Here is an 18403-nt window from a genome sequence, read left to right as displayed (position 1 = left end):
AAGTTGTTCAATTATTCAGCGTATAGCTCAAGGTGAGAAAGCACATATTCCGGTTTCTCTAACTTGTACTTAATTTTTTCGTTTTCTTTTACAAGGCGAAGGCCTTCAAGAAGTATTTTGTCGCCTGTAGTAAGGCCTTCTTTTACGATGAATATGTGCGGCAATTCTGCAGCAATGGTAATTTCCCTCGATTTTACTTCATTGTTCTTGTCGATCACAAATACATATTTTTTCTCAAGTACTTCAAAAGTAGCTTTCTGCGGGATCATAAGCGCGTTCTTGTACGGCTCTGTCATACGCACGTTACCGGTCTCTCCATGCCTTAATAACCCTTTAGGGTTCGGGAATGTAGCCCTGAACGCAATGTTACCGGTCTCGTTGTTAAAGTCGGCCTCAATGGTTTCCACCACACCCGGATAATCGAATAACTCACCATTAGCCATTAACAGGCCTACATGCGGTTTTTCATTGGTGTTTTTCAGCTTTTCTTTGTAGGCAAGGTATTCGGCTTCAGGTACGTTGTAGTAAACCCACATTTTGCTGTTGTCCGAAAGTTCGGTAAGCAGGTCGCCTTCATCAACAAGGCTTCCAAGCCTTACGTGGAAACGGTCGATGATCCCATCAAAAGGGGCGCGGATCTCGGTGAACTGTAAGTGTACTTTGGTAAGCGAAAGCTCGGCTTTGGCCTTATCCAGTTTTGCTTTGGCCATGGCCAATTCGTTAGGGGCTACAACTTTGCTGTCGGCCAGCCTTTTGGTGTTTTGGTATTCAATCTCAGCGAAGTTGGCTTCTGCCTGTGCACGCTGCATTTCGGCTTCATAAAGGTTTGGCATGATACGGAAAAGCAGCGTGCCTTTCTTTACAGCCTGGCCTTCATCCACATAAATTTTTTCCAGGTAACCTCTTTCCTGTGCCCTTAGCTCAATGTGCTGGATGGAGCGCACCTGGGCTACATAATCTTTGGTGATCAGGGTGTCCTTTTGAACAGGATTGGTCACAAGGAATTCTGTTTCTTCTTCTTTTGTCTCTTCTTTAGACTGGCAACTTGTGAACAATACTGCACACAAGCCCATCATTACGATGATTCTTTTCATTGTTAATTGCTTTTAAGCGGAACGCTATTTTGGTTTTGAGTTTCGGAAAAAAAGTATTGTGTGAACAATACGAATGCATATTTCGATGGCTAACACCACGATAATCAGCATAGTAAAAGTGTGAAGATTTAGGCAACAGAATGCCCGGAGTTACATCATATCCTGATCACCCTGAACATAATGTACCGCCTTTGTGGGGTATAATGCAAAAAAGGCCTGCTTGTGGGCACGCTTTTTTTAAGGCTTTGGTAACTAAGTTCGGGGGTGTTCGCGTAATAAGGCGTTGAAAATTGCTTATTAAGCTCGATATATTTTTTGTAGAACGGAAGCCTGGAGATCGAAAGTTCTTCTTCCTCTTCCTCGTTGTCAAAAGATTCTATCTTGTCATTTTGCTTTTCAAAATGCAGGGTAGCGTAGTTGATGAGCGCCGCATAGTTTTCGATCGATGTAGAGTGAAAACTGTCAAGCTCTTTTCCCGCAGAATTTTTTGGTGTGTTTTGCAAAAAAGCATCCTGCTTCGCAAATGCCTCTGCATGTCCTCCTAAAAAGAGAACAGAAAGCCATAAGTAAGATTGAATCAGGAACTTCTTCATATTGTGGACAAAATTATAAAAAGCAATGTTTGTAAACAAATGTTTAACAGTAAAAATTCATGCAGTATCTTCGAAAACGTTAGAGTTCAGGTAATTATTTTATGTTTTCTTCATTTAAGAAGATTATTTACAGCCTATTTTACATTTTTAAGTAAAAATCCTGAGTAAGAGCAATATACGCGGGGGTGTATTTATGGCGTTCGGTCTCAATAACGAGCTCATCAATATCAGGAGGTGTATTTTCCTGCCTCGAAAAGGCCATCAGGGTGCGTTTGGTTTCGGTGGTTGGCGTTCCTTTTACGTGGGTAATCTTTACCGGATACAATCCATTCTCTTTGGCCAGCGCCAAAAACTTTTCCTCTTCCTTAAAAGGGAGGATCACTGCAAAAACACCGTTATCCGATAATAATAAAGAGGCAGCTTCGACCAGGTCTTCAAAAGGGAGTGAGGATGCAAACCGTGCCGTATCGCGTTGTTCATTGCCGCTGGTATAGTCTTCGGTATAAAAAGGAGGGTTTGAGACTATGAGGTCGTACTCGTCTTCCGGCTCTTCCATAAATTCGTCCAGGCCGGCATGATAGCAAAACAGCCTGTCGCCCCAAGGAGAGCTTTCAAAGTTATCTACAGCCTGCTCATAAGCATCATCGTCAATTTCAAGCGCGTCTATCTGTTCGGCATTGCTGCGCTGTGCCAGCATAAGGGCAATAAGCCCTGTGCCCGCGCCAATATCAAGGATAGAGTAGGGGTTGTGATCCAGCGGAGCCCACGCGCCAAGCAATACGCCATCAGTGCCCACTTTCATGGCGCACTTGTCCTGCTGTATGTTGAATTGCTTGAAGGAGAACATTTTTTTGTTTATTAAAAGTTCGAAGTCGGAGGTCTGAAGTCCGATGCAGTATTACTAGTATGAAGCCGGTATTTTACATCCGACCTCAGACTTCGGACTTCCGACAAAAACTATTAACTATTAAGGTACAAGTCCACCAGCCCTTCCGGGGTGTCAAGGATGATCTTTTTGTTTTCCCTGTCGACTTTCACTATGAAGTGGTCGATCATCGGGACAAGTATTTCGATGTCGCCTTTTTTGATTTCAAAAAGTGCTTGTGATGAAGTGTCGTTCACGCCAACTATAGTGCCGATATCGCCAAGCCTTTGGTCTTCGGCAGTAAAGCCTATGATCTCGTGGAAATAGAATTTGTTGCCTTCCAGTTTCGGCAGCATGGATAGCGGTAAGTATATCGCGCAGCCCATAATTTTGTCGGCTTCATCTTCATTGGTGATGTCCTCAAAACGGATGCGGAGGAAATCATTTTTGTGCAGCGAGCTGCTTTCAATAAAAAATGGAACCAGGTGTCCGTTGAATTCAACGAACACTGATTCCATATTTTGATAGAGACCCGGGTCGTCCGTGTCCAGCCAGGCCAGCACTTCTCCCTTGTAACTGAATTTTTTGGCGATCTTGCCTAAATAGAAACAATCTTCTTTACGCATTGCGCCGGTAAAATTAAGCCTGGGTTTCTTCTGTGTTTCCTTCTGAAGATGCTTCAGCAGCAGTTTCCTCAGCTTCTTCTGCTACAGGCTCGTTTGCTTTTGCTGCATCTGCCTCAGCTTGTTTAGCTGCAGCGATACGCTCTTCATTTACTTTTTTCTCAGCAGCAAGCGCTTTTGCCTTAGCATCAGCGTCAGCTTTAGAAAGTCCGTCTTTTTTAGCATCAACTTTTCCTGATTTCTCATCAAGCCATTTTGCTAGTTTCTCGTCAGCCTGCTCCTGGGTAAGCGCGCCTTTGCGAACGCCTCCCTCAAGGTGGTGCTTCAATAGTGCTCCTTTATAAGAAAGGATTGCCCTTGCAGTATCCGTTGGCTGTGCACCGTTCCATAGCCACTCTACAGTGGTGTCAAGGTTAAGCTCAATAGTTGCAGGGTTGGTGTTTGGATTGTAAGTTCCTAGTTTTTCAAGGAATTTACCGTCCCTTTTAGAGCGGCTGTCCGCTGCTACTACCCAGTAAAATGGTTTACCTTTTTTACCGTGTCTTTGTAGTCTGATTTTTACAGGCATAATCTTTAGATTAAATTTTGAGGTACCCGACCTCCGTTAATAAGGGCGCAAAGATAATAAACTTTAGTCTTCAAATACTATATATACCTGTTTTTTTGAATATTTGCGAGGTGTGGATTTAAAAATATTAAAAAATTATTATGATTTCTTCCATTTTGATTAGGATATATTCTATAAAAAACTATTTTTGTCGTTGTAAAATTTGAGTTACCCCTTCTAACTATTTAATAATGAAAAAGATTTTATCGCTTATAGTGCTGCTGGCTGTTTTAACCTCATGTGAAGAAGACGTGAAATTTAACAATCCCGCCGTGCAGGGACTTAAAGATAATGAGTTATGGAAAGCTACCGAGTTTACAGCTGTTAAGGGAACAGATAATTCCCTTACTGTATCTGCGACGAATGGGTTTGAGACCATAACGCTGAAAACGCAGAGTATAGATCCGGGTGTGTATACGTTCGGGGTGGGTAATACAAGCAAGGCTTCTTATACCTTATTTGTAGATGATATTGATATGTCTTATACTGCAGGTGCAGGCATTGGCGACGGGCAGATAACTATAAGTGCAGATCCAAGGGAAACCAATGTGGCTGCCGGGTATGTTACAGGAAAATTCTACTTTAATGCAGAAGATGAGGATGGTAATGTAGTGAATTTCCAGCAGGGCGTATTCTTCAGGGTTCCCATTACTGCGGCTCCTTAAACATACATTTGCCGTTAATCGTTATATTAAAATTTTATTAAAAAAAAATAATACGGTTATTTATAACGAAATAAGGTTATATTTGTAAACGGTACAAAGCCGCAAAATAAAATAAATTAATTAATTTTTTATGAACATATTCGTTGGAAGCCTTCCATTCAGCATTGAGGAGGCAGATTTAAGAGAGTCTTTTGAGGCTTATGGATCGGTAGATTCTGTAAAGATCATTACAGATAAATTTACCGGCAGGAGTAAAGGTTTTGGCTTCGTTGAGATGCCAAACGAAGAAGAAGCCCAAAAAGCTATTGATGAGCTGAATGGTGCAACCGTATCCGGAAGGGCAATCGTGGTTAACAAATCAGAGCCAAGACCGGAAGGTGAGAGAAGGAGCTTTAACAACAACCGTCCAGGCGGCGGTGGTTTCAACAGGGACAATAACCGTGGCGGCGGCGGCGGATATAACCGTGGCGGCGGAGACCGTGGCGGATACAACCGCGGAGGCAGCTACTAGTCATTAGTATAAAGCATATACAAAAACCATCCTTCGGGGTGGTTTTTTTGTTTTGCCTTACGCCGGAGGAGGGGCAGCTTCACTCAGCCTGACAGTTGGCCTTTAGCACATCTGGGTGCTCCCCTTCTTTGAAGAAGGTTTGGGGCGAGGCCTGTTGATAATTCGATTTTCCTATTCCCGCTAAATGATGTATTTTTGAAAAGTCTGCCATCGAGCGCATTCTTTTTAACTTCCAAACCCATACCCGGTTATGTACCTGATATTTGACACTGAAACCACCGGATTGCCCAAACGCTGGGATGCCCCGATTACCGATACCGACAACTGGCCCCGCTGCATACAGATAGCGTGGCAGCTGCACGACGATATGGGTGCGCTTATAGAGAACCAGGATTATATAATAAAGCCCGAGGGCTTCAATATACCCTATGATGCCGAGCGCATCCACGGGATCTCTACAGAGCTGGCGCAGGAGCAGGGCCATAGCCTGAAGGAAGTGCTGGAAAAATTCAATGCTGCGCTTTCACGCTCTAAGTTCATCGTAGGCCAGAATGTAGGTTTCGACGTAAACATTATGGGCTGCGAATTCCACCGCCATTCTATGGATTGCGGCCTCACGGCAATGAAAGTGCTGGATACCTGTACAGAGGTCACTGCCGAAATGCTGAAGCTGCCCGGCGGGCGTGGCGGTAAGTTCAAGCTCCCTACGCTTACAGAGCTGCACGAGTACCTTTTCGGAGAGCCTTTTGCCGAAGCGCACAATGCTACTGCCGACGTTGAGGCTACCACACGCTGTTTCCTGGAACTTCTTAAAAGGGAAACTTTCAGGCAGGAAGAGCTGGATGTTCACCCAACCTACTTTCACGAGTTCCGCGAAAAAAACCCGCAGCCTATACAGCTGATAGGGCTTAAGCATATCAATTTAAAGAAGGCTTCAGAAGAAGTAAGGCTCCGTCTTGAAAAACTGAAGTCAGCTGAAATAACACAGTCAAATACACCTGCCGTTAAGCAGGATCTTAAAGATGTCGACTTCGTGCACCTGCACAACCATACGCAGTTCTCGGTGCTGCAAAGCACCATTGCGGTTCCCGACCTCGTAAAGGCCGCTGCAAAGCATAAAATGCCGGCCGTCGCCATGACCGACCATGCCAACATGATGGGCGCGTTCCATTTTGTGAGCAATGTGTTCAATCATAACAAAGCTGCCGAAGCAAAGAACAAAGCCGCGGTAGAGAATGGTGAAGAGCCAACAGAGGTAATCATCAAGCCGATAGTAGGTGTTGAGTTCTTTGTGTGCGATGACCATAAAGACAAGACCCGCAAAGACAACGGCTACCAGATCGTGCTTTTGGCAAAAAATAAAAAGGGATACCATAACCTTGCTAAGATGTCGTCGGTAGCGTATACCGACGGGTTTTACTACGTGCCCAGGATAGACAGGAATGTTATCCTTAAGTATAAGGAGGATATCATAGTCCTTACAGGAAACCTGTATGGAGAGGTGCCCAACAAGGTACTTAACATGGGGGAGAACCAGGCCGAAGAAGCATTGCTATGGTGGAAGGAAGCCTTTGGCGATGATCTTTATGTAGAGATCATGAACCACGGGCAGGAAGATGAGAACCGCGTGAACCAAACGCTGATAGCGCTGGCCAGAAAGAATAATGTAAAACTCGTTGCTACCAATAATACCTATTATGTAAACAAGGAAGATTCCCACGCGCATGATATTTTGTTATGTGTGAAAGACGGCGAGAAGCAGGCCACCCCGATAGGCCGTGGCCGTGGTTTCCGTTACGGGCTACCGAACAACGAGTACTATTTCAAGTCGGGCGAAGAAATGAAAAAGCTCTTCTCCAATATTCCCGAAGCCATAATCAACGTTCAGGAGATCGTAGATAAGATAGAGGCCTATTCACTTTACCGCGATGTGCTCCTCCCTAAATTCGATATTCCCGAAGAATTTCTGGTGCCTGAAGATGAAGCCGACGGCGGCAAGCGCGGAGAGAACAAATACCTGGCCTACCTTACTTATAAAGGTGCTGAGAGGCGCTATGGCGAGATTACCGAAGACATACGGGAGCGTCTTGATTTCGAATTAAAGACCATTGAGAATACCGGATACCCCGGCTACTTCCTTATCGTACAGGATTTCATTGCCGAAGCCCGCAACCTGGGGGTTTCTGTAGGTCCCGGCAGGGGATCGGCGGCGGGATCGGCGGTGGCTTATTGCCTTGGGATTACCAATATCGACCCGATTAAGTATGACCTTCTTTTTGAGCGTTTCCTTAACCCGGACCGTGTATCGATGCCCGATATTGATATCGACTTTGATGACGAGGGCCGCAGCCGCGTTATGGATTACGTAATCAACAAATACGGCGCGAATCAGGTAGCACAGATCATTACCTACGGTACGATGGCGGCGAAATCATCCATACGTGATACTGCCCGTGTGCTCGACCTCCCGCTCTTTGAGGCCGACAAGATCGCCAAGCTGATACCGAACCTGAAACTCGACAAGATATTCAACCTCGACCCCGCGGCACTCAAGTCGGCGTTGCGCTCTGATGAGTACGACCGGGTACAGGAACTGATAGCGATGGCCACAGCGGGCGACCTGAGTGCCGAGACCATACAGCAGGCCAAAGTGCTCGAAGGGTCGCTGCGTAATACGGGTATCCACGCCTGTGGAGTGATCATTACCCCGGATGATATTACCAATTTCGTTCCGGTTTCGGTAGCAAAGGATTCCGACCTGTATGTAACGCAGTTCGACAACTCGGTGGTGGAAAGCGCAGGTTTGCTGAAGATGGACTTCCTTGGGCTGAAAACGCTTACCCTGATAAAAGATACTGCGAAGCTCGTAAAATACCGTACTGGCATCGAGCTTGACCCGGATACCTTCCCGATAGACGATGTGAAAACCTACGAGCTCTTCCAGCGTGGGGAAACGGTAGGGATATTCCAGTACGAATCGCCCGGGATGCAAAAATACATGAAGGACCTGAAGCCTACCGTGTTTGGCGACCTTATTGCCATGAATGCACTGTATCGCCCGGGGCCTTTGGAATATATCCCGAGCTTCGTCCGCAGGAAAAATGGCGAGGAAGAGATAAAATACGACCTTGATGCCTGCGAGGAATACCTGAAAGAGACCTATGGCATTACCGTTTACCAGGAACAGGTGATGCTCCTCTCCCAGAAGCTGGCCGGATTTACCAAAGGCGAGGCCGACGTACTGCGAAAGGCAATGGGTAAAAAGCAGAAGGACGTTCTTGATAAAATGAAGCCGAAGTTCATAGATAAGGCTGCTGAAAAAGGCCACGATCCTGCCATACTCGAAAAGATATGGAAAGACTGGGAAGCTTTTGCAAGTTACGCCTTCAACAAGTCGCACTCCACCTGCTATGCGTGGATTGCGTACCAGACGGCCTACCTGAAAGCACATTACCCGGCCGAATATATGGCGGCGGTGCTTTCCAACAACATGAACGACATCAAGCAGGTGTCCTTCTTTATGGAAGAATGTAAGCGTATGGGGCTGCAGGTTCTGGGCCCGGACGTGAACGAGTCCTTTTATAAGTTTACCGTAAACGACCAGAATGCTGTGCGTTTCGGGATGGGCGCCATCAAAGGCGTTGGCTCCGGTGCGGTTGAGACTATAGTAGAGAACCGTAAGAACGGTAAATACAAATCGATATTCGACCTTGCAAAACGCATCGACCTGCGTGCAGCCAACAAAAAGGCCTTTGAGAACCTCGCGCTCGCGGGTGGTTTCGACTGCTTTATCAATACCCACAGGGCACAGTACTTTTATATGGATGCCAGCGAGAATATTTCCTTCCTTGAGAAGGCAATGCGTTATGGCTCGAAATTCCAGGAGAACGAAAACTCCTCGCAGGTGAGCCTTTTTGGTGAAGCCAGCGAAGTGCAGATACCTGAGCCGGTAGTGCCGCCATGCGAAGAGTGGAGTACCATGGAAAAGTTGGCCAAAGAAAAAGAAGTAGTAGGCATCTACATTTCCGGCCATCCGCTGGATGATTATAAATTTGAGATGAAATACTTCTGCAACACAAGGCTGGACGCGCTGAAAAGCCTGGAGCAGCATGTGGGCAAGAACCTAAGCTTTGGAGGCATCATATCGAATGTGCAGCATAAAGTAGCCAAGAACGGCAAAGGCTGGGCGTCATTCGTACTGGAAGGGTATGACGAGAACTACGAGTTCAGGATATACGGTGAGGAGTACCTAAAGTTCAGGCATTTCCTTATAGGGAATAACTTTACCTATATACGCGTTTTGGTAAAAGAAGGCTGGGTGAACCAGGAAGGCAAGAAGGGGGAGCCAAGGCTGCAATTCATCGCGATACAGTACCTTCAGGATGTACTTACATCATTTGCCAAAAAGCTCATCATCCAGTTCAATGTGCTCGAACTGCAGGAACAGCTCATTGAAACGCTCAACCAGATATTCCGGCAAAATTCAGGCGACAATATGGTGACCTTTGAAGTCATGGAACTGGAAAAAGTTAAGAAGAAAGTAGAGATAGCCGCTACGGCAGCCGTTGTTACAGAGGGTGCCGATGACGGAAATGCGGGAGAGTTTGACGACCCGGAAATCAATGCAGTGATCGAGACGGATGTTGAGGAAATACAGGTAGTTACAAAACTGACCATGCCGAGCAGGAAGCTAAAGGTGAAGATATCAAATGAGCTGTTACAGGAACTGGATAAGCTGCAGTTACAATTTAGGCTGAATTAAATTTCCTAATAAATTTAGCCTATATTACTATAGCTAAATCCAATATTGTTTAACACATCTTTGACGTATAATTGCGTAAATTTGTACGTATAAATCACTCTAAGTACAAAATAATATGGCACAAGCAATAACAGATGCTAACTTCGATGAGTTGGTATTGAAATCAGATAAACCGGTATTAGTAGATTTTTGGGCAGCATGGTGCGGACCGTGCCGTATGGTAGGCCCAATCATTGACGAGATTAGCAACGAATACGCAGGCAAAGCGGTAGTAGGCAAAGTTGACGTTGATGCTAATCAGGAATTTGCAGCTAAATATGGTGTAAGGAACATTCCTACGGTATTGGTTTTCCAGAACGGAGAAGTTGTGGGAAGGCAGGTAGGCGTTGCTCCTAAGCAAACGTACACCAACGCTATCGACGCATTACTATAATATTGATCCTCTTTGGATGTTTGAAGCCCTAACATAATGTTAGGGCTTTATTTTTTGTCCATACTTTTACCGTAATGTGCTAACATTCAAAATCGGGAACAGAATATAGCCGAGCAATAGCTTTGCGACTTAAAGAGTATCTTTTTCAGCATGGGCCTTTGCGACTTTTCGGCTTTGCGTGAAATTATCTTTTCCGCATTGCGCTGCACTCCCTTCATGATATATATGATCCCACTCCGCCAGTTTCAGGATGATCGGTATGAGCGCAAGTCCTTTTTCGGTGAGGCTGTATTCCACACGTGGCGGCAATTCCCTGAATTCCTCACGCAGCAGCACGCCATCCGCTTCGAGTTCACGCAAGGTGGTAGTCAATACTTTTTTTGAAATGGATCCCACAGCCGTGTGTAGCTGCCCGAAACGAGCCTTCCGCTCCCGCAACGCGTAGATGATAATCGGCTTCCACTTGGTGCCTAATATTGCCATGGAGCGGTGCATGGGGCAGTCGCTGTATCGGAAAACATCGTTTTTCATTATGTGGTTACTTAAAGGTTACCGGTATAAACTATCATTGGTTACAAAAGTAGACTATTATGGCGTAATTTTGCATAAGAATCTTTAAAATCAATAGGTTTATGAATATGGACTCACTTTTTATGCCGTTTAAGTACAAGAATTTAACCCTTGATAACCGCTTTGTGATGGCGCCTATGACGCGTGCCATGACAGCCAATGGCGTACCGGTACAGCAAAATGCCGATTACTATTCCCGCAGGGCCGCAGCCGGTGTGGGCCTGATCCTGACGGAAGGTACTGTTATCAACCGTCCTGCGTCAAAAAACATAAAGACGATACCTGATTTTTACGGTGAGCAGGCACTAAAAGGATGGAAACATGTGGTAGAAAGCGTACATGCTGCAGGAGGTAAGATCGCGCCGCAGCTATGGCATGTTGGCAATACGCCCTACGGCGAATGGAGGCCGGATGCGCCTTTCGAAAGCCCGGATACCATGTCGGTACAGGATATACAGGATACCATAAAAGCGTTTGCTGATGCCGCCCTGGATGCTAAGAACCTGGGATTTGACGCATTTGAGATACATGGCGCGCATGGCTACCTTATTGACCAGTTCTTTTGGGAAGGCACCAACCACCGCACGGATGAATATGGCGGCAAAACCATTAAGGAGCGCAGCCGCTTTGCCGTGGAAGTCGTAAAAGCGATGCGTGCAGCCGTGGGGCCGGATATGGTCATTATCCTGCGCCTTTCGCAATGGAAGCAGCAGGATTATACTGTAAAGCTGGCACATACGCCACAGGAACTTGAAGATTGGGTGCTGCCGTTGGTTGATGCCGGGGTGGATATCTTCCACGGGTCACAGCGCAGGTACTGGGAAAACGAATTTGAAGGCAGCGACCTTAACTTTGCCGGATGGCTGAAAAAAGTAACCGGGCAGCCGAGCATCACTGTTGGGTCTGTAGGGCTTACCGGCGATGTAATGGGATTTTTCGGCAAGGGCGAAGGAACAGGGACGGCCAGTATGGACGAGTTGCTCCGCCGCTTTGACCGCGGCGATTTTGACCTTGTGGCTGTAGGCCGTTCGCTATTGCAGGATCCTGAATGGGTGCAGAAAGTAAAAGCCGGACGGTTTGATGAACTGAAAGCTTTTGAAGCGGCGAGCGCCGGGACGTTGTATTAATAGTAAAGCCCTTCGGGGCTTTTTCTTTTTCCACAAATTTTCCAGATGAAGTGTACAGCTATTTCGCAAAGATGCACTAAAAGCCCAAAGACACACAAAGCTTTCCCTCTTTAGCCCATGATGTTACCTGCCTGCCTGTATTTCCGATACAGGAGGGATACAGCGGACAGCAGGACCAGGCCTTTCCTGGAAAAGCGCTTAAACAGCCGCTCCAAAAAAATCCGCGTCAATCCGCCTAAATCCGTGTTATCCGCGTTCCATATATATTGTTAGGAATAAAATTTCTACATTTGGAATTATGAAGATAGAAGAGCAATTAGAAAAGATATCGGCTTTCTCGCATCTGGAGCTGCTGGCCAACCAGATTGTGGAAGGCTTTATATCGGGGATGCACAAGAGCCCGTTCCATGGCTTCTCTTCGGAGTTTGCCGAGCACAAGGTATACAATGCAGGGGAGAGCACCAAGCACATCGACTGGAAGCTGTTCGCGCGTACCGACAGGCTGTACACCAAGCGCTATGAGGAGGAAACCAACCTGCGCTGCCATATTATCGTAGACAATTCCTCGTCGATGCATTATCCGAAGCTGAAGGACGGGCAGCCGTTCTATGAGAACAAGATCGGGTTTTCGGTACTGGCCTCGGCGGTGCTGATGGACCTGCTGAAGCGCCAGCGCGATGCTGTGGGACTGAGTGTCTATTCGGATACGTATGAGTTCTACGCGCCCGAAAAAGGCAGCGGAAGGCATCACCGGATGCTCCTGAACAAGCTGGAGGGTATATTGTCGGCTCCGGGTCAGGCAAAAGCCACCGACACGATCACGTTCCTGCACCAGATAGCCCAGAAGATGCACAGGCGCTCAATGATCATTTTGTTTACCGATATGTTCCAGCCGGGTAACGATGAGGCGTTGTTCAATGCGCTGCAGCACCTGAAGCACAACAAGCACAAAGTGGTTTTATTCCACGTGATCGATAAAAAGACGGAGTTCAGCTTTGATTTTGACAACACGCCACGCAAATTTATCGACCTGGAGAGTGGGGAGCAGGTGAACCTTTTTGCCGAAAACGTAAAAGAAGAGTATGAAAAGCTTGTGGAGGCCTACTTTAAAAAAGTTGCCGACACCTGCATACAGTACAGAATTAAGTATGTTCCTGTCTCTGTCGATGAAAAATTTGAAAAAATTTTGACGACATACCTTGCTGAAAAACAAAAGTTTGGCTGACGGGCTGAAAAATAATTTTCAAAATGTTTCAAAAACGTTTGGATAAATAGAAATCTGTTGTATATTTGCAACCGCAATAAAGCACTGGTTTGGTAGTTCAGTTGGTTAGAATACGTGCCTGTCACGCACGGGGTCGCGGGTTCGAGTCCCGTCCAGACCGCTTAAATTGGGAGAAGCCTTTCGTAAAGAAAGGCTTTTTTGCCCAATTGGGTTTTTGAAAAAACCAGAATGCAGTTGTGTTGTTTATGCCGCGCGAGCGGTAGGTTTAGTAGTTAGACCAATGAAAAGCTTTCCTTAACCGGAGGGCTTTTTTGATTTTAGCCCATTTTGTCCCGCTAAATAATTTTTCGCTATTTTTGGCATGAATGAAGAAAACCATTGCCATAGTATCCCTGCTTATCCTAAGCTCCTGCCAGTATTTTGAAAAACAGGTGCCCGATGAGGATGCGCTGCTGCAAAAACGCCTGAAAGAGATCAACTGGAAGGAAGTGAGCAGTTATCCGTCGATGGCTGAATGCGATCCTATACTGGACAAAGAGCAGAAAAAAGAATGCTTTTTTGAGTTGATGGCGCGGCTGGTGCAGGAAAAGCTGGACCTAGATACCATCTCTATGCTATATCCCGAAATAGACACGATCAATGTTAAGGTGACTGTATATCCTGATGCCACACTGAAATTTGAGCCCGAAATGCCCACAGACAGCGTTTCCTACAATACCACTACAATAGACAGCATCCTTAAAACCCGTTTGGTAGATTTCCCAAAAATAGAGCCTGCCCAAAAAGAAGGCGTACCGGTCACCACGCAATTTATCCTGCCTGTAATTTTAGATGTGAAGTAAAAAGTCCGAGGTCCGAAGTCTGAGGCAGGAAGTAGCAGGTCCGAGTGAAGCTACTCCCTCTCCTTTGAAGAGGGCTGGGGTGAGGCCCTGAACCGAAAAACAAAATAGCTCCCCACCGAAACCGGCAGTACGATATTCAGCAGCCATTGCAGTGTTGCCGCAAATACCACGATCCATTCGTTTACGCCAAGTATCCCGAAGAACCCTATGGCAACACTCCCACGCACAGCAAAGTCCAGCAGCTGGAATGTAGGCAGTGATGACCCAAGGAAATAAACCCCTGCAATAGCGCTTATCATTATCGGATAAGGCAGGTCGACACCAAACAGCAGGAATATAAAATAATGCTGGTGGATGATAGACAGGTAACGCCCTATAGCCAATATTATGTTTTTACGGTGGATGGCTTTTGGCATTTCGCCGACTTTGGCAAACAGCCGCTGCATTGAGTAGCCTTTGATGGTAATGTTGCGCGACGCAAACACCAGTCCGCAAACGCCCAACAATGCACCGATTATTGCAAGGAGAGTGCCTGTTCCCATCACATGGTATAATGCATTAAAAACAACCAGCCCAATGATTCCGGCCAATACTGCTATAATGAGCTGTGCTCCGTTGCATACAAGGTTCAGGAAGATGATGTCTTTTGCCTGCTGCTTTTTATAATAAAGCGCCTTCGCAGCATATTCCCCAATGCCGTTCGGTGTAAATATCGCAGCGGTAACTGCAGCAAGCACCTGTTCAGTTGCTTTGCCCAACGATAAAGGCAGCAGCCATGAAACGAGGTTTTGCCATTTGAGTATCTCGAGGAAACGGTTCAGGAACGTGAGCAGCAGTATGGCGAATATAAGCACCGTCGCGTCTTTTTGCGAAGCAGCCTCGGTAACGCGCGACCAGTCCAGTTGGTCATTATCGGCAATGCGGCTGTAGATGAAATAAAATGCCCCGCCAACTATCAAAAGTTTGGCCGTAAGTACGAGGAATTGTTTAGCTTTGCGCGAGAGGGTCAACATCCCCGCAAAAGTAAAGAATTTAAAATTGGCAACCGAACGCATCATATTAGGCATCGACCCCGGTACGACCATCATGGGTTTCGGCCTTATAAAGGTCATCAACAAAAAAATGGAATTCCTCCAGCTTAACGAGCTCCAGTTAAGCAAATACGACGACCATTATGTAAAGCTGCGCATCATCTTTGAACGTACTATTGAGCTGATCGAGACCCACCATCCCGATGAGATCGCCATTGAAGCGCCGTTTTTCGGCAAGAACGTACAGTCGATGCTCAAGCTGGGCAGGGCACAGGGTGTTGCTATGGCGGCAGGCCTTTCGCGCCAGATCCCCATTACCGAGTACGAGCCGAAAAAGATAAAAATGGCTATAACGGGTAACGGGAACGCCAGTAAAGAACAGGTAGCTAAAATGCTACAGCAGCTTCTGGGCCTGAAAGAGCTCCCCAAAAACCTCGACAGTACCGATGGCCTTGCAGCAGCGGTATGCCATTTCTTCAACTCCGGAAAGATCGTTGCAGGCAAAAGCTATTCCGGTTGGGATGCTTTTGTAAAGCAGAATGAGGAGAGGATAAGCCCCCCGACCCCCAAGGGGGGAGTAGCCGGAAGATAGAACATGGAAAATGAGAGTGGACATACAGCTTTTCAGTCCTTTTCCCCCTTTGGGGGTCAGGGGGCTTCGGGCATCTACATCCATATCCCGTTTTGCAGGCAGGCATGCCACTATTGCGACTTCCATTTTTCGACTTCAATGAAGAAACGCGATGAGATGGTTTTGGCATTAGCCAAAGAAATCACCGTACGCCGGGAGGAATTTAAAAATGAAACTGTCGAAACGATCTACTTTGGCGGAGGTACGCCTTCGGTGCTTTCGAACGAAGAGATCCAATTCCTGATCGATGCGGTTTACCAAAATTATACTGTCGGTTCTAATCCCGAAATTACGCTTGAGGCCAACCCAGACGACCTTTCGGCAGAAAGGATAATCCAATTATCCCAAAGCCCCGTTAACCGCCTTAGCATTGGCGTACAGTCTTTTTTTGAGGAAGACCTGAAGATGATGAACCGTGCCCACAATGCGCTTCAGGCAGAAGTGAGCATTGCTGAAGCGGTAAAGCATTTCGATAATATTTCCATCGACCTCATCTATGGCATTCCCGGTATGGGCAACGAGCGTTGGATTGAGAATGTAGAGAAAGCATTGTCGTTCGGAATTCCGCACATATCCAGTTATGCCCTGACCGTTGAGCCGAAGACAGCATTGCATACCCTCGTGAAAAAAGGCATTATTTCCGCGCCAAGCGATGAAGCCGCACAGGAGCAATTCCAGATCCTGGTTGATATCCTTGAAGCGAATGGTTTTGTGCATTACGAGCTGTCCAACTTTGGAAAGGAAGGTTATTTTTCACGGAATAACACAGCTTATTGGCTTGGCAAAAAGTACATCGGCGTCGGCCCATCGGCCCACAGCTATGACGGCATGCACCGCAGCTGGAACGTTGCCAACAATACGCTTTACCTCAAATCAATGGAGGATGGTAAGCTGCCTTCAGAAACCGAAAAGCTCAGCATTGCCGACCGCTATAACGAGTATATCATGACCGGGCTGCGCACCATTTGGGGCGTTTCACTGGAGCGGGTCGAAACCGAAATCGGTAGTATATACAAGCACCATCTCGAAAAAGAAGCCGCAAAATTCATAGAGCAGGGACTTTTATCCAACGACAACGGTATCCTGAAAGCAACCAAAAGCGGAAAGTTTTTGGCCGATGGCATTGCAAGTGACCTGTTTTTCCTAAATTTGGATTGAACTTAAAATATATTCCTTTTAAGCCATCGTGTGTGTCATTTCGACCGAAGCGCAGCGTAGTGGAGAAATCTCAAATTAATTATGACTAGAGATTCTTCCTTCGTCAGAATGACAAACTATTACGATAGGCCGACAGAGGATAAGGCCAAATGAAAGCAACCATAAACCACAACAACACAACCTTCGAAGTCGACCTTTCACAACCCATCGATATCTCGATCCCCCTTACGTATAATGAGGAAAACCCCATTGCATGGTACCTCAGCAAGCCCGTTATCGAACCGGTAAAAATGGGCGACTGGACCGGAAAAGTCAGCGAAGGCGCATCGACCAATTTCAATAATATTTTCTTCAACCCGCATGGTCACGGTACGCACACCGAATGCCTGGGCCATATCACCAAAGATTTTTATAGTGTGAACCGCGCACTGAAGCAGTTCTTCTTTTTGGCGGAAGTGGTTTCGATACAGCCGGAACCGCAGGGCGAAGATCTTCTAATAACAAAAGCACAGATTGAAAAAGCTCTTGTAGGAAAACCGGTTGAAGCCATCGTTATCCGCACATTGCCAAATGATTTAAACAAAAGATCAAAGAACTACAGCAATACCAATCCGCCCTATCTGGAAGAAGCGGCTGCCTTGTTCCTTCGCGAAAGCGGGATAAAGCACCTGCTGATCGACCTGCCAAGCGTGGATAGGGAAGAGGACGGAGGAAAGCTCGTAGCGCACAAAGCTTTTTGGAATGTAACAGATGTGACCAACCTCAACAGTGATGCACGCCACGATGCCACCATAACTGAAATGATCTTTGTACCCGATACCGTAGCGGATGGCAGCTACCTCCTGAACCTGCAGATCGCTTCGTTCGAGAATGATGCCAGCCCAAGCAAGCCGGTTTTATATAAAATAATATGAACACACTTATAAAACTTGAAGAAGCCGCCCTTTTCGGATTAGGCATATACCTCTTCAGCCTGCTTAATTTTGAATGGTGGTGGTTTGCCGCGCTACTCTTGGCACCCGACCTTTCCATGCTGGGCTATCTTGGCGGCAATAAATCCGGAGCGTGGATGTATAATTTTTTCCATCACAGGGGTATTGCTATTGCTGTTTATATTGCTGGCATTTATCTGGAGAACGAATGGATGCAACTGGCAGGCGTGATGCTTTTTGCCCATTCCTCAATGGACCGTATGTTCGGTTACGGACTCAAATATGAGGAAGGCTTTAAATTTACCCATTTGGGAAACCTCGAAACTAAGAAACCATGACCATACAGGATTACTACGACTATTGCCTCTCCAAAAAAGGCGTCACCGAGCATTTTCCTTTCGATGAGGATACATTGGTGTTCAAGGTTGGCGGCAAGATGTTTGCCCTGTCATCGCTTAGCGAGTGGGAGAGAGGCCGGCCTTCGGTAAACCTGAAGTGCGACCCCGACCGTGGCACAGAGCTTCGCGCACAATACGAGTCCATAAAGCCGGGCTACCACATGAGCAAAGTGCATTGGAACACCATTGATGTAAATGGCGATGTGCCGCAAAAACTGTTGCGCAAACTGATCGACCATTCGTATGAGCTGGTGTTTAAAAGCCTGACAAAAAAGGCACAGGCTGAAATTACCCAAAAAGATAATTAGGATTTTCCGGCTGACTTTGTAACTTTGG

19 protein-coding genes and 1 tRNA gene are annotated in these 18403 nt (G+C 46.5%); 13 read left to right on the top strand and 7 right to left on the bottom strand.

Features of this window, described 5'->3' with window-relative positions; translation table 11 throughout:
- Window positions 1-11: 11 nt before the first annotated feature.
- The 5 genes from HYN59_RS02415 to HYN59_RS02395 form a co-directional block, all read right to left on the bottom strand.
- The gene (locus tag HYN59_RS02415; RefSeq protein WP_108776743.1) at window positions 12-1094 is read right to left on the bottom strand and encodes an efflux RND transporter periplasmic adaptor subunit; all 1083 of its coding nucleotides are present in this window, start codon (window positions 1092-1094) and stop codon (window positions 12-14) included.
- Window positions 1095-1249: 155 nt separating this feature from the next.
- Complete coding sequence (locus tag HYN59_RS02410) at window positions 1250-1687, bottom strand: hypothetical protein (protein ID WP_146185845.1); 438 nt, start codon at window positions 1685-1687, stop codon at window positions 1250-1252.
- Between the two features lie 139 nt (window positions 1688-1826).
- Complete coding sequence (locus HYN59_RS02405) at window positions 1827-2534, bottom strand: tRNA1(Val) (adenine(37)-N6)-methyltransferase (RefSeq protein ID WP_108776741.1); 708 nt, start codon at window positions 2532-2534, stop codon at window positions 1827-1829.
- 113 nt (window positions 2535-2647) lie between these two features.
- The gene (rimM, locus tag HYN59_RS02400) at window positions 2648-3178 is read right to left on the bottom strand and encodes a ribosome maturation factor RimM (RefSeq protein WP_108776740.1); all 531 of its coding nucleotides are present in this window, start codon (window positions 3176-3178) and stop codon (window positions 2648-2650) included.
- Window positions 3179-3191: 13 nt separating this feature from the next.
- Complete coding sequence (locus HYN59_RS02395; protein WP_108776739.1) at window positions 3192-3743, bottom strand: 30S ribosomal protein S16; 552 nt, start codon at window positions 3741-3743, stop codon at window positions 3192-3194.
- 230 nt (window positions 3744-3973) lie between these two features.
- On the opposite strand from HYN59_RS02395, the gene HYN59_RS02390 reads away from it, so the two are divergent.
- The 4 genes from HYN59_RS02390 (at window position 3974) to trxA (ending at window position 10153) form a co-directional block, all read left to right on the top strand.
- The gene (locus tag HYN59_RS02390) at window positions 3974-4447 is read left to right on the top strand and encodes a DUF6252 domain-containing protein (protein ID WP_108776738.1); all 474 of its coding nucleotides are present in this window, start codon (window positions 3974-3976) and stop codon (window positions 4445-4447) included.
- A gap of 130 nt (window positions 4448-4577) precedes the next feature.
- Window positions 4578-4958 (top strand): RNA recognition motif domain-containing protein, encoded by a 381-nt coding sequence (locus HYN59_RS02385; RefSeq protein WP_108776737.1) that lies wholly within the window; start codon window positions 4578-4580, stop codon window positions 4956-4958.
- Window positions 4959-5208: 250 nt separating this feature from the next.
- Complete coding sequence (gene dnaE / locus HYN59_RS02380; RefSeq protein ID WP_108776736.1) at window positions 5209-9720, top strand: DNA polymerase III subunit alpha; 4512 nt, start codon at window positions 5209-5211, stop codon at window positions 9718-9720.
- 115 nt (window positions 9721-9835) lie between these two features.
- On the top strand, window positions 9836-10153 hold the full coding sequence (gene trxA, locus HYN59_RS02375) for a thioredoxin (RefSeq protein ID WP_108776735.1): 318 nt from the start codon (window positions 9836-9838) through the stop codon (window positions 10151-10153).
- 129 nt (window positions 10154-10282) lie between these two features.
- Here the strand turns inward: trxA and HYN59_RS02370 are convergent, their stop codons facing one another.
- Window positions 10283-10684: a winged helix-turn-helix transcriptional regulator gene (locus tag HYN59_RS02370; protein WP_108776734.1), complete on the bottom strand. Its 402-nt coding sequence runs from the start codon at window positions 10682-10684 to the stop codon at window positions 10283-10285.
- A gap of 101 nt (window positions 10685-10785) precedes the next feature.
- Between HYN59_RS02370 and HYN59_RS02365 the strand changes: the two genes are divergently transcribed.
- The 4 genes from HYN59_RS02365 to HYN59_RS02350 all read left to right on the top strand — a co-directional run bounded on the left by HYN59_RS02365 (window position 10786) and on the right by HYN59_RS02350 (window position 13917).
- Complete coding sequence (locus HYN59_RS02365) at window positions 10786-11850, top strand: NADH:flavin oxidoreductase (RefSeq protein ID WP_108776733.1); 1065 nt, start codon at window positions 10786-10788, stop codon at window positions 11848-11850.
- A 298-nt stretch (window positions 11851-12148) separates the two neighbouring features.
- Complete coding sequence (locus tag HYN59_RS02360) at window positions 12149-13075, top strand: DUF58 domain-containing protein (protein ID WP_108776732.1); 927 nt, start codon at window positions 12149-12151, stop codon at window positions 13073-13075.
- 86 nt (window positions 13076-13161) lie between these two features.
- Window positions 13162-13235, top strand: a tRNA-Asp gene (locus HYN59_RS02355).
- Between the two features lie 205 nt (window positions 13236-13440).
- Window positions 13441-13917, top strand: a complete 477-nt coding sequence (locus HYN59_RS02350) for a hypothetical protein (RefSeq protein WP_108776731.1) — start codon at window positions 13441-13443, stop codon at window positions 13915-13917.
- A 50-nt stretch (window positions 13918-13967) separates the two neighbouring features.
- On the opposite strand, the gene HYN59_RS02345 is transcribed toward HYN59_RS02350, so the two are convergent.
- Complete coding sequence (locus tag HYN59_RS02345; protein WP_108779619.1) at window positions 13968-14930, bottom strand: lysylphosphatidylglycerol synthase transmembrane domain-containing protein; 963 nt, start codon at window positions 14928-14930, stop codon at window positions 13968-13970.
- 25 nt (window positions 14931-14955) lie between these two features.
- Here HYN59_RS02345 and ruvC point away from each other — a divergent pair, with 25 nt between their 5' ends.
- The 5 genes from ruvC (at window position 14956) to HYN59_RS02320 (ending at window position 18375) form a co-directional block, all read left to right on the top strand.
- Window positions 14956-15540, top strand: coding sequence for a crossover junction endodeoxyribonuclease RuvC (ruvC, locus tag HYN59_RS02340; RefSeq protein ID WP_108776730.1), 585 nt, complete (start codon window positions 14956-14958; stop codon window positions 15538-15540).
- 3 nt (window positions 15541-15543) lie between these two features.
- Complete coding sequence (hemW, locus tag HYN59_RS02335) at window positions 15544-16737, top strand: radical SAM family heme chaperone HemW (RefSeq protein ID WP_108776729.1); 1194 nt, start codon at window positions 15544-15546, stop codon at window positions 16735-16737.
- A gap of 149 nt (window positions 16738-16886) precedes the next feature.
- Window positions 16887-17651 (top strand): cyclase family protein, encoded by a 765-nt coding sequence (locus tag HYN59_RS02330; RefSeq protein ID WP_108776728.1) that lies wholly within the window; start codon window positions 16887-16889, stop codon window positions 17649-17651.
- Window positions 17648-18007: a DUF4260 domain-containing protein gene (locus HYN59_RS02325; protein WP_108776727.1), complete on the top strand. Its 360-nt coding sequence runs from the start codon at window positions 17648-17650 to the stop codon at window positions 18005-18007. The genes HYN59_RS02330 and HYN59_RS02325 overlap by 4 nt, the downstream gene beginning before the upstream one ends.
- Complete coding sequence (locus HYN59_RS02320; protein WP_108776726.1) at window positions 18004-18375, top strand: MmcQ/YjbR family DNA-binding protein; 372 nt, start codon at window positions 18004-18006, stop codon at window positions 18373-18375. The genes HYN59_RS02325 and HYN59_RS02320 overlap by 4 nt, the downstream gene beginning before the upstream one ends.
- Window positions 18376-18403: the final 28 nt, after the last annotated feature.

The organism is Flavobacterium album (assembly GCF_003096035.1).
GTDB lineage: Bacteria > Bacteroidota > Bacteroidia > Flavobacteriales > Flavobacteriaceae > Flavobacterium > Flavobacterium album.
This window is presented reverse-complemented; position numbering and strand designations above follow the sequence as displayed.

What these genes read in the sequence shown, in the direction of transcription:
- HYN59_RS02415 (WP_108776743.1), bottom strand. Translation starts at nt 1,094, where the DNA reads ATGAAAAGAATCATCGTAATGATGGGCTTGTGTGCAGTATTGTTCACA.
- HYN59_RS02410 (WP_146185845.1), bottom strand. Translation starts at nt 1,687, where the DNA reads ATGAAGAAGTTCCTGATTCAATCTTACTTATGGCTTTCTGTTCTCTTT.
- HYN59_RS02405 (WP_108776741.1), bottom strand. Translation starts at nt 2,534, where the DNA reads ATGTTCTCCTTCAAGCAATTCAACATACAGCAGGACAAGTGCGCCATG.
- rimM (WP_108776740.1), bottom strand. Translation starts at nt 3,178, where the DNA reads ATGCGTAAAGAAGATTGTTTCTATTTAGGCAAGATCGCCAAAAAATTC.
- HYN59_RS02395 (WP_108776739.1), bottom strand. Translation starts at nt 3,743, where the DNA reads ATGCCTGTAAAAATCAGACTACAAAGACACGGTAAAAAAGGTAAACCA.
- HYN59_RS02390 (WP_108776738.1), top strand. Translation starts at nt 3,974, where the DNA reads ATGAAAAAGATTTTATCGCTTATAGTGCTGCTGGCTGTTTTAACCTCA.
- HYN59_RS02385 (WP_108776737.1), top strand. Translation starts at nt 4,578, where the DNA reads ATGAACATATTCGTTGGAAGCCTTCCATTCAGCATTGAGGAGGCAGAT.
- dnaE (WP_108776736.1), top strand. Translation starts at nt 5,209, where the DNA reads ATGTACCTGATATTTGACACTGAAACCACCGGATTGCCCAAACGCTGG.
- trxA (WP_108776735.1), top strand. Translation starts at nt 9,836, where the DNA reads ATGGCACAAGCAATAACAGATGCTAACTTCGATGAGTTGGTATTGAAA.
- HYN59_RS02370 (WP_108776734.1), bottom strand. Translation starts at nt 10,684, where the DNA reads ATGAAAAACGATGTTTTCCGATACAGCGACTGCCCCATGCACCGCTCC.
- HYN59_RS02365 (WP_108776733.1), top strand. Translation starts at nt 10,786, where the DNA reads ATGAATATGGACTCACTTTTTATGCCGTTTAAGTACAAGAATTTAACC.
- HYN59_RS02360 (WP_108776732.1), top strand. Translation starts at nt 12,149, where the DNA reads ATGAAGATAGAAGAGCAATTAGAAAAGATATCGGCTTTCTCGCATCTG.
- HYN59_RS02350 (WP_108776731.1), top strand. Translation starts at nt 13,441, where the DNA reads ATGAAGAAAACCATTGCCATAGTATCCCTGCTTATCCTAAGCTCCTGC.
- HYN59_RS02345 (WP_108779619.1), bottom strand. Translation starts at nt 14,930, where the DNA reads ATGTTGACCCTCTCGCGCAAAGCTAAACAATTCCTCGTACTTACGGCC.
- hemW (WP_108776729.1), top strand. Translation starts at nt 15,544, where the DNA reads ATGGAAAATGAGAGTGGACATACAGCTTTTCAGTCCTTTTCCCCCTTT.
- HYN59_RS02330 (WP_108776728.1), top strand. Translation starts at nt 16,887, where the DNA reads ATGAAAGCAACCATAAACCACAACAACACAACCTTCGAAGTCGACCTT.
- HYN59_RS02325 (WP_108776727.1), top strand. Translation starts at nt 17,648, where the DNA reads ATGAACACACTTATAAAACTTGAAGAAGCCGCCCTTTTCGGATTAGGC.
- HYN59_RS02320 (WP_108776726.1), top strand. Translation starts at nt 18,004, where the DNA reads ATGACCATACAGGATTACTACGACTATTGCCTCTCCAAAAAAGGCGTC.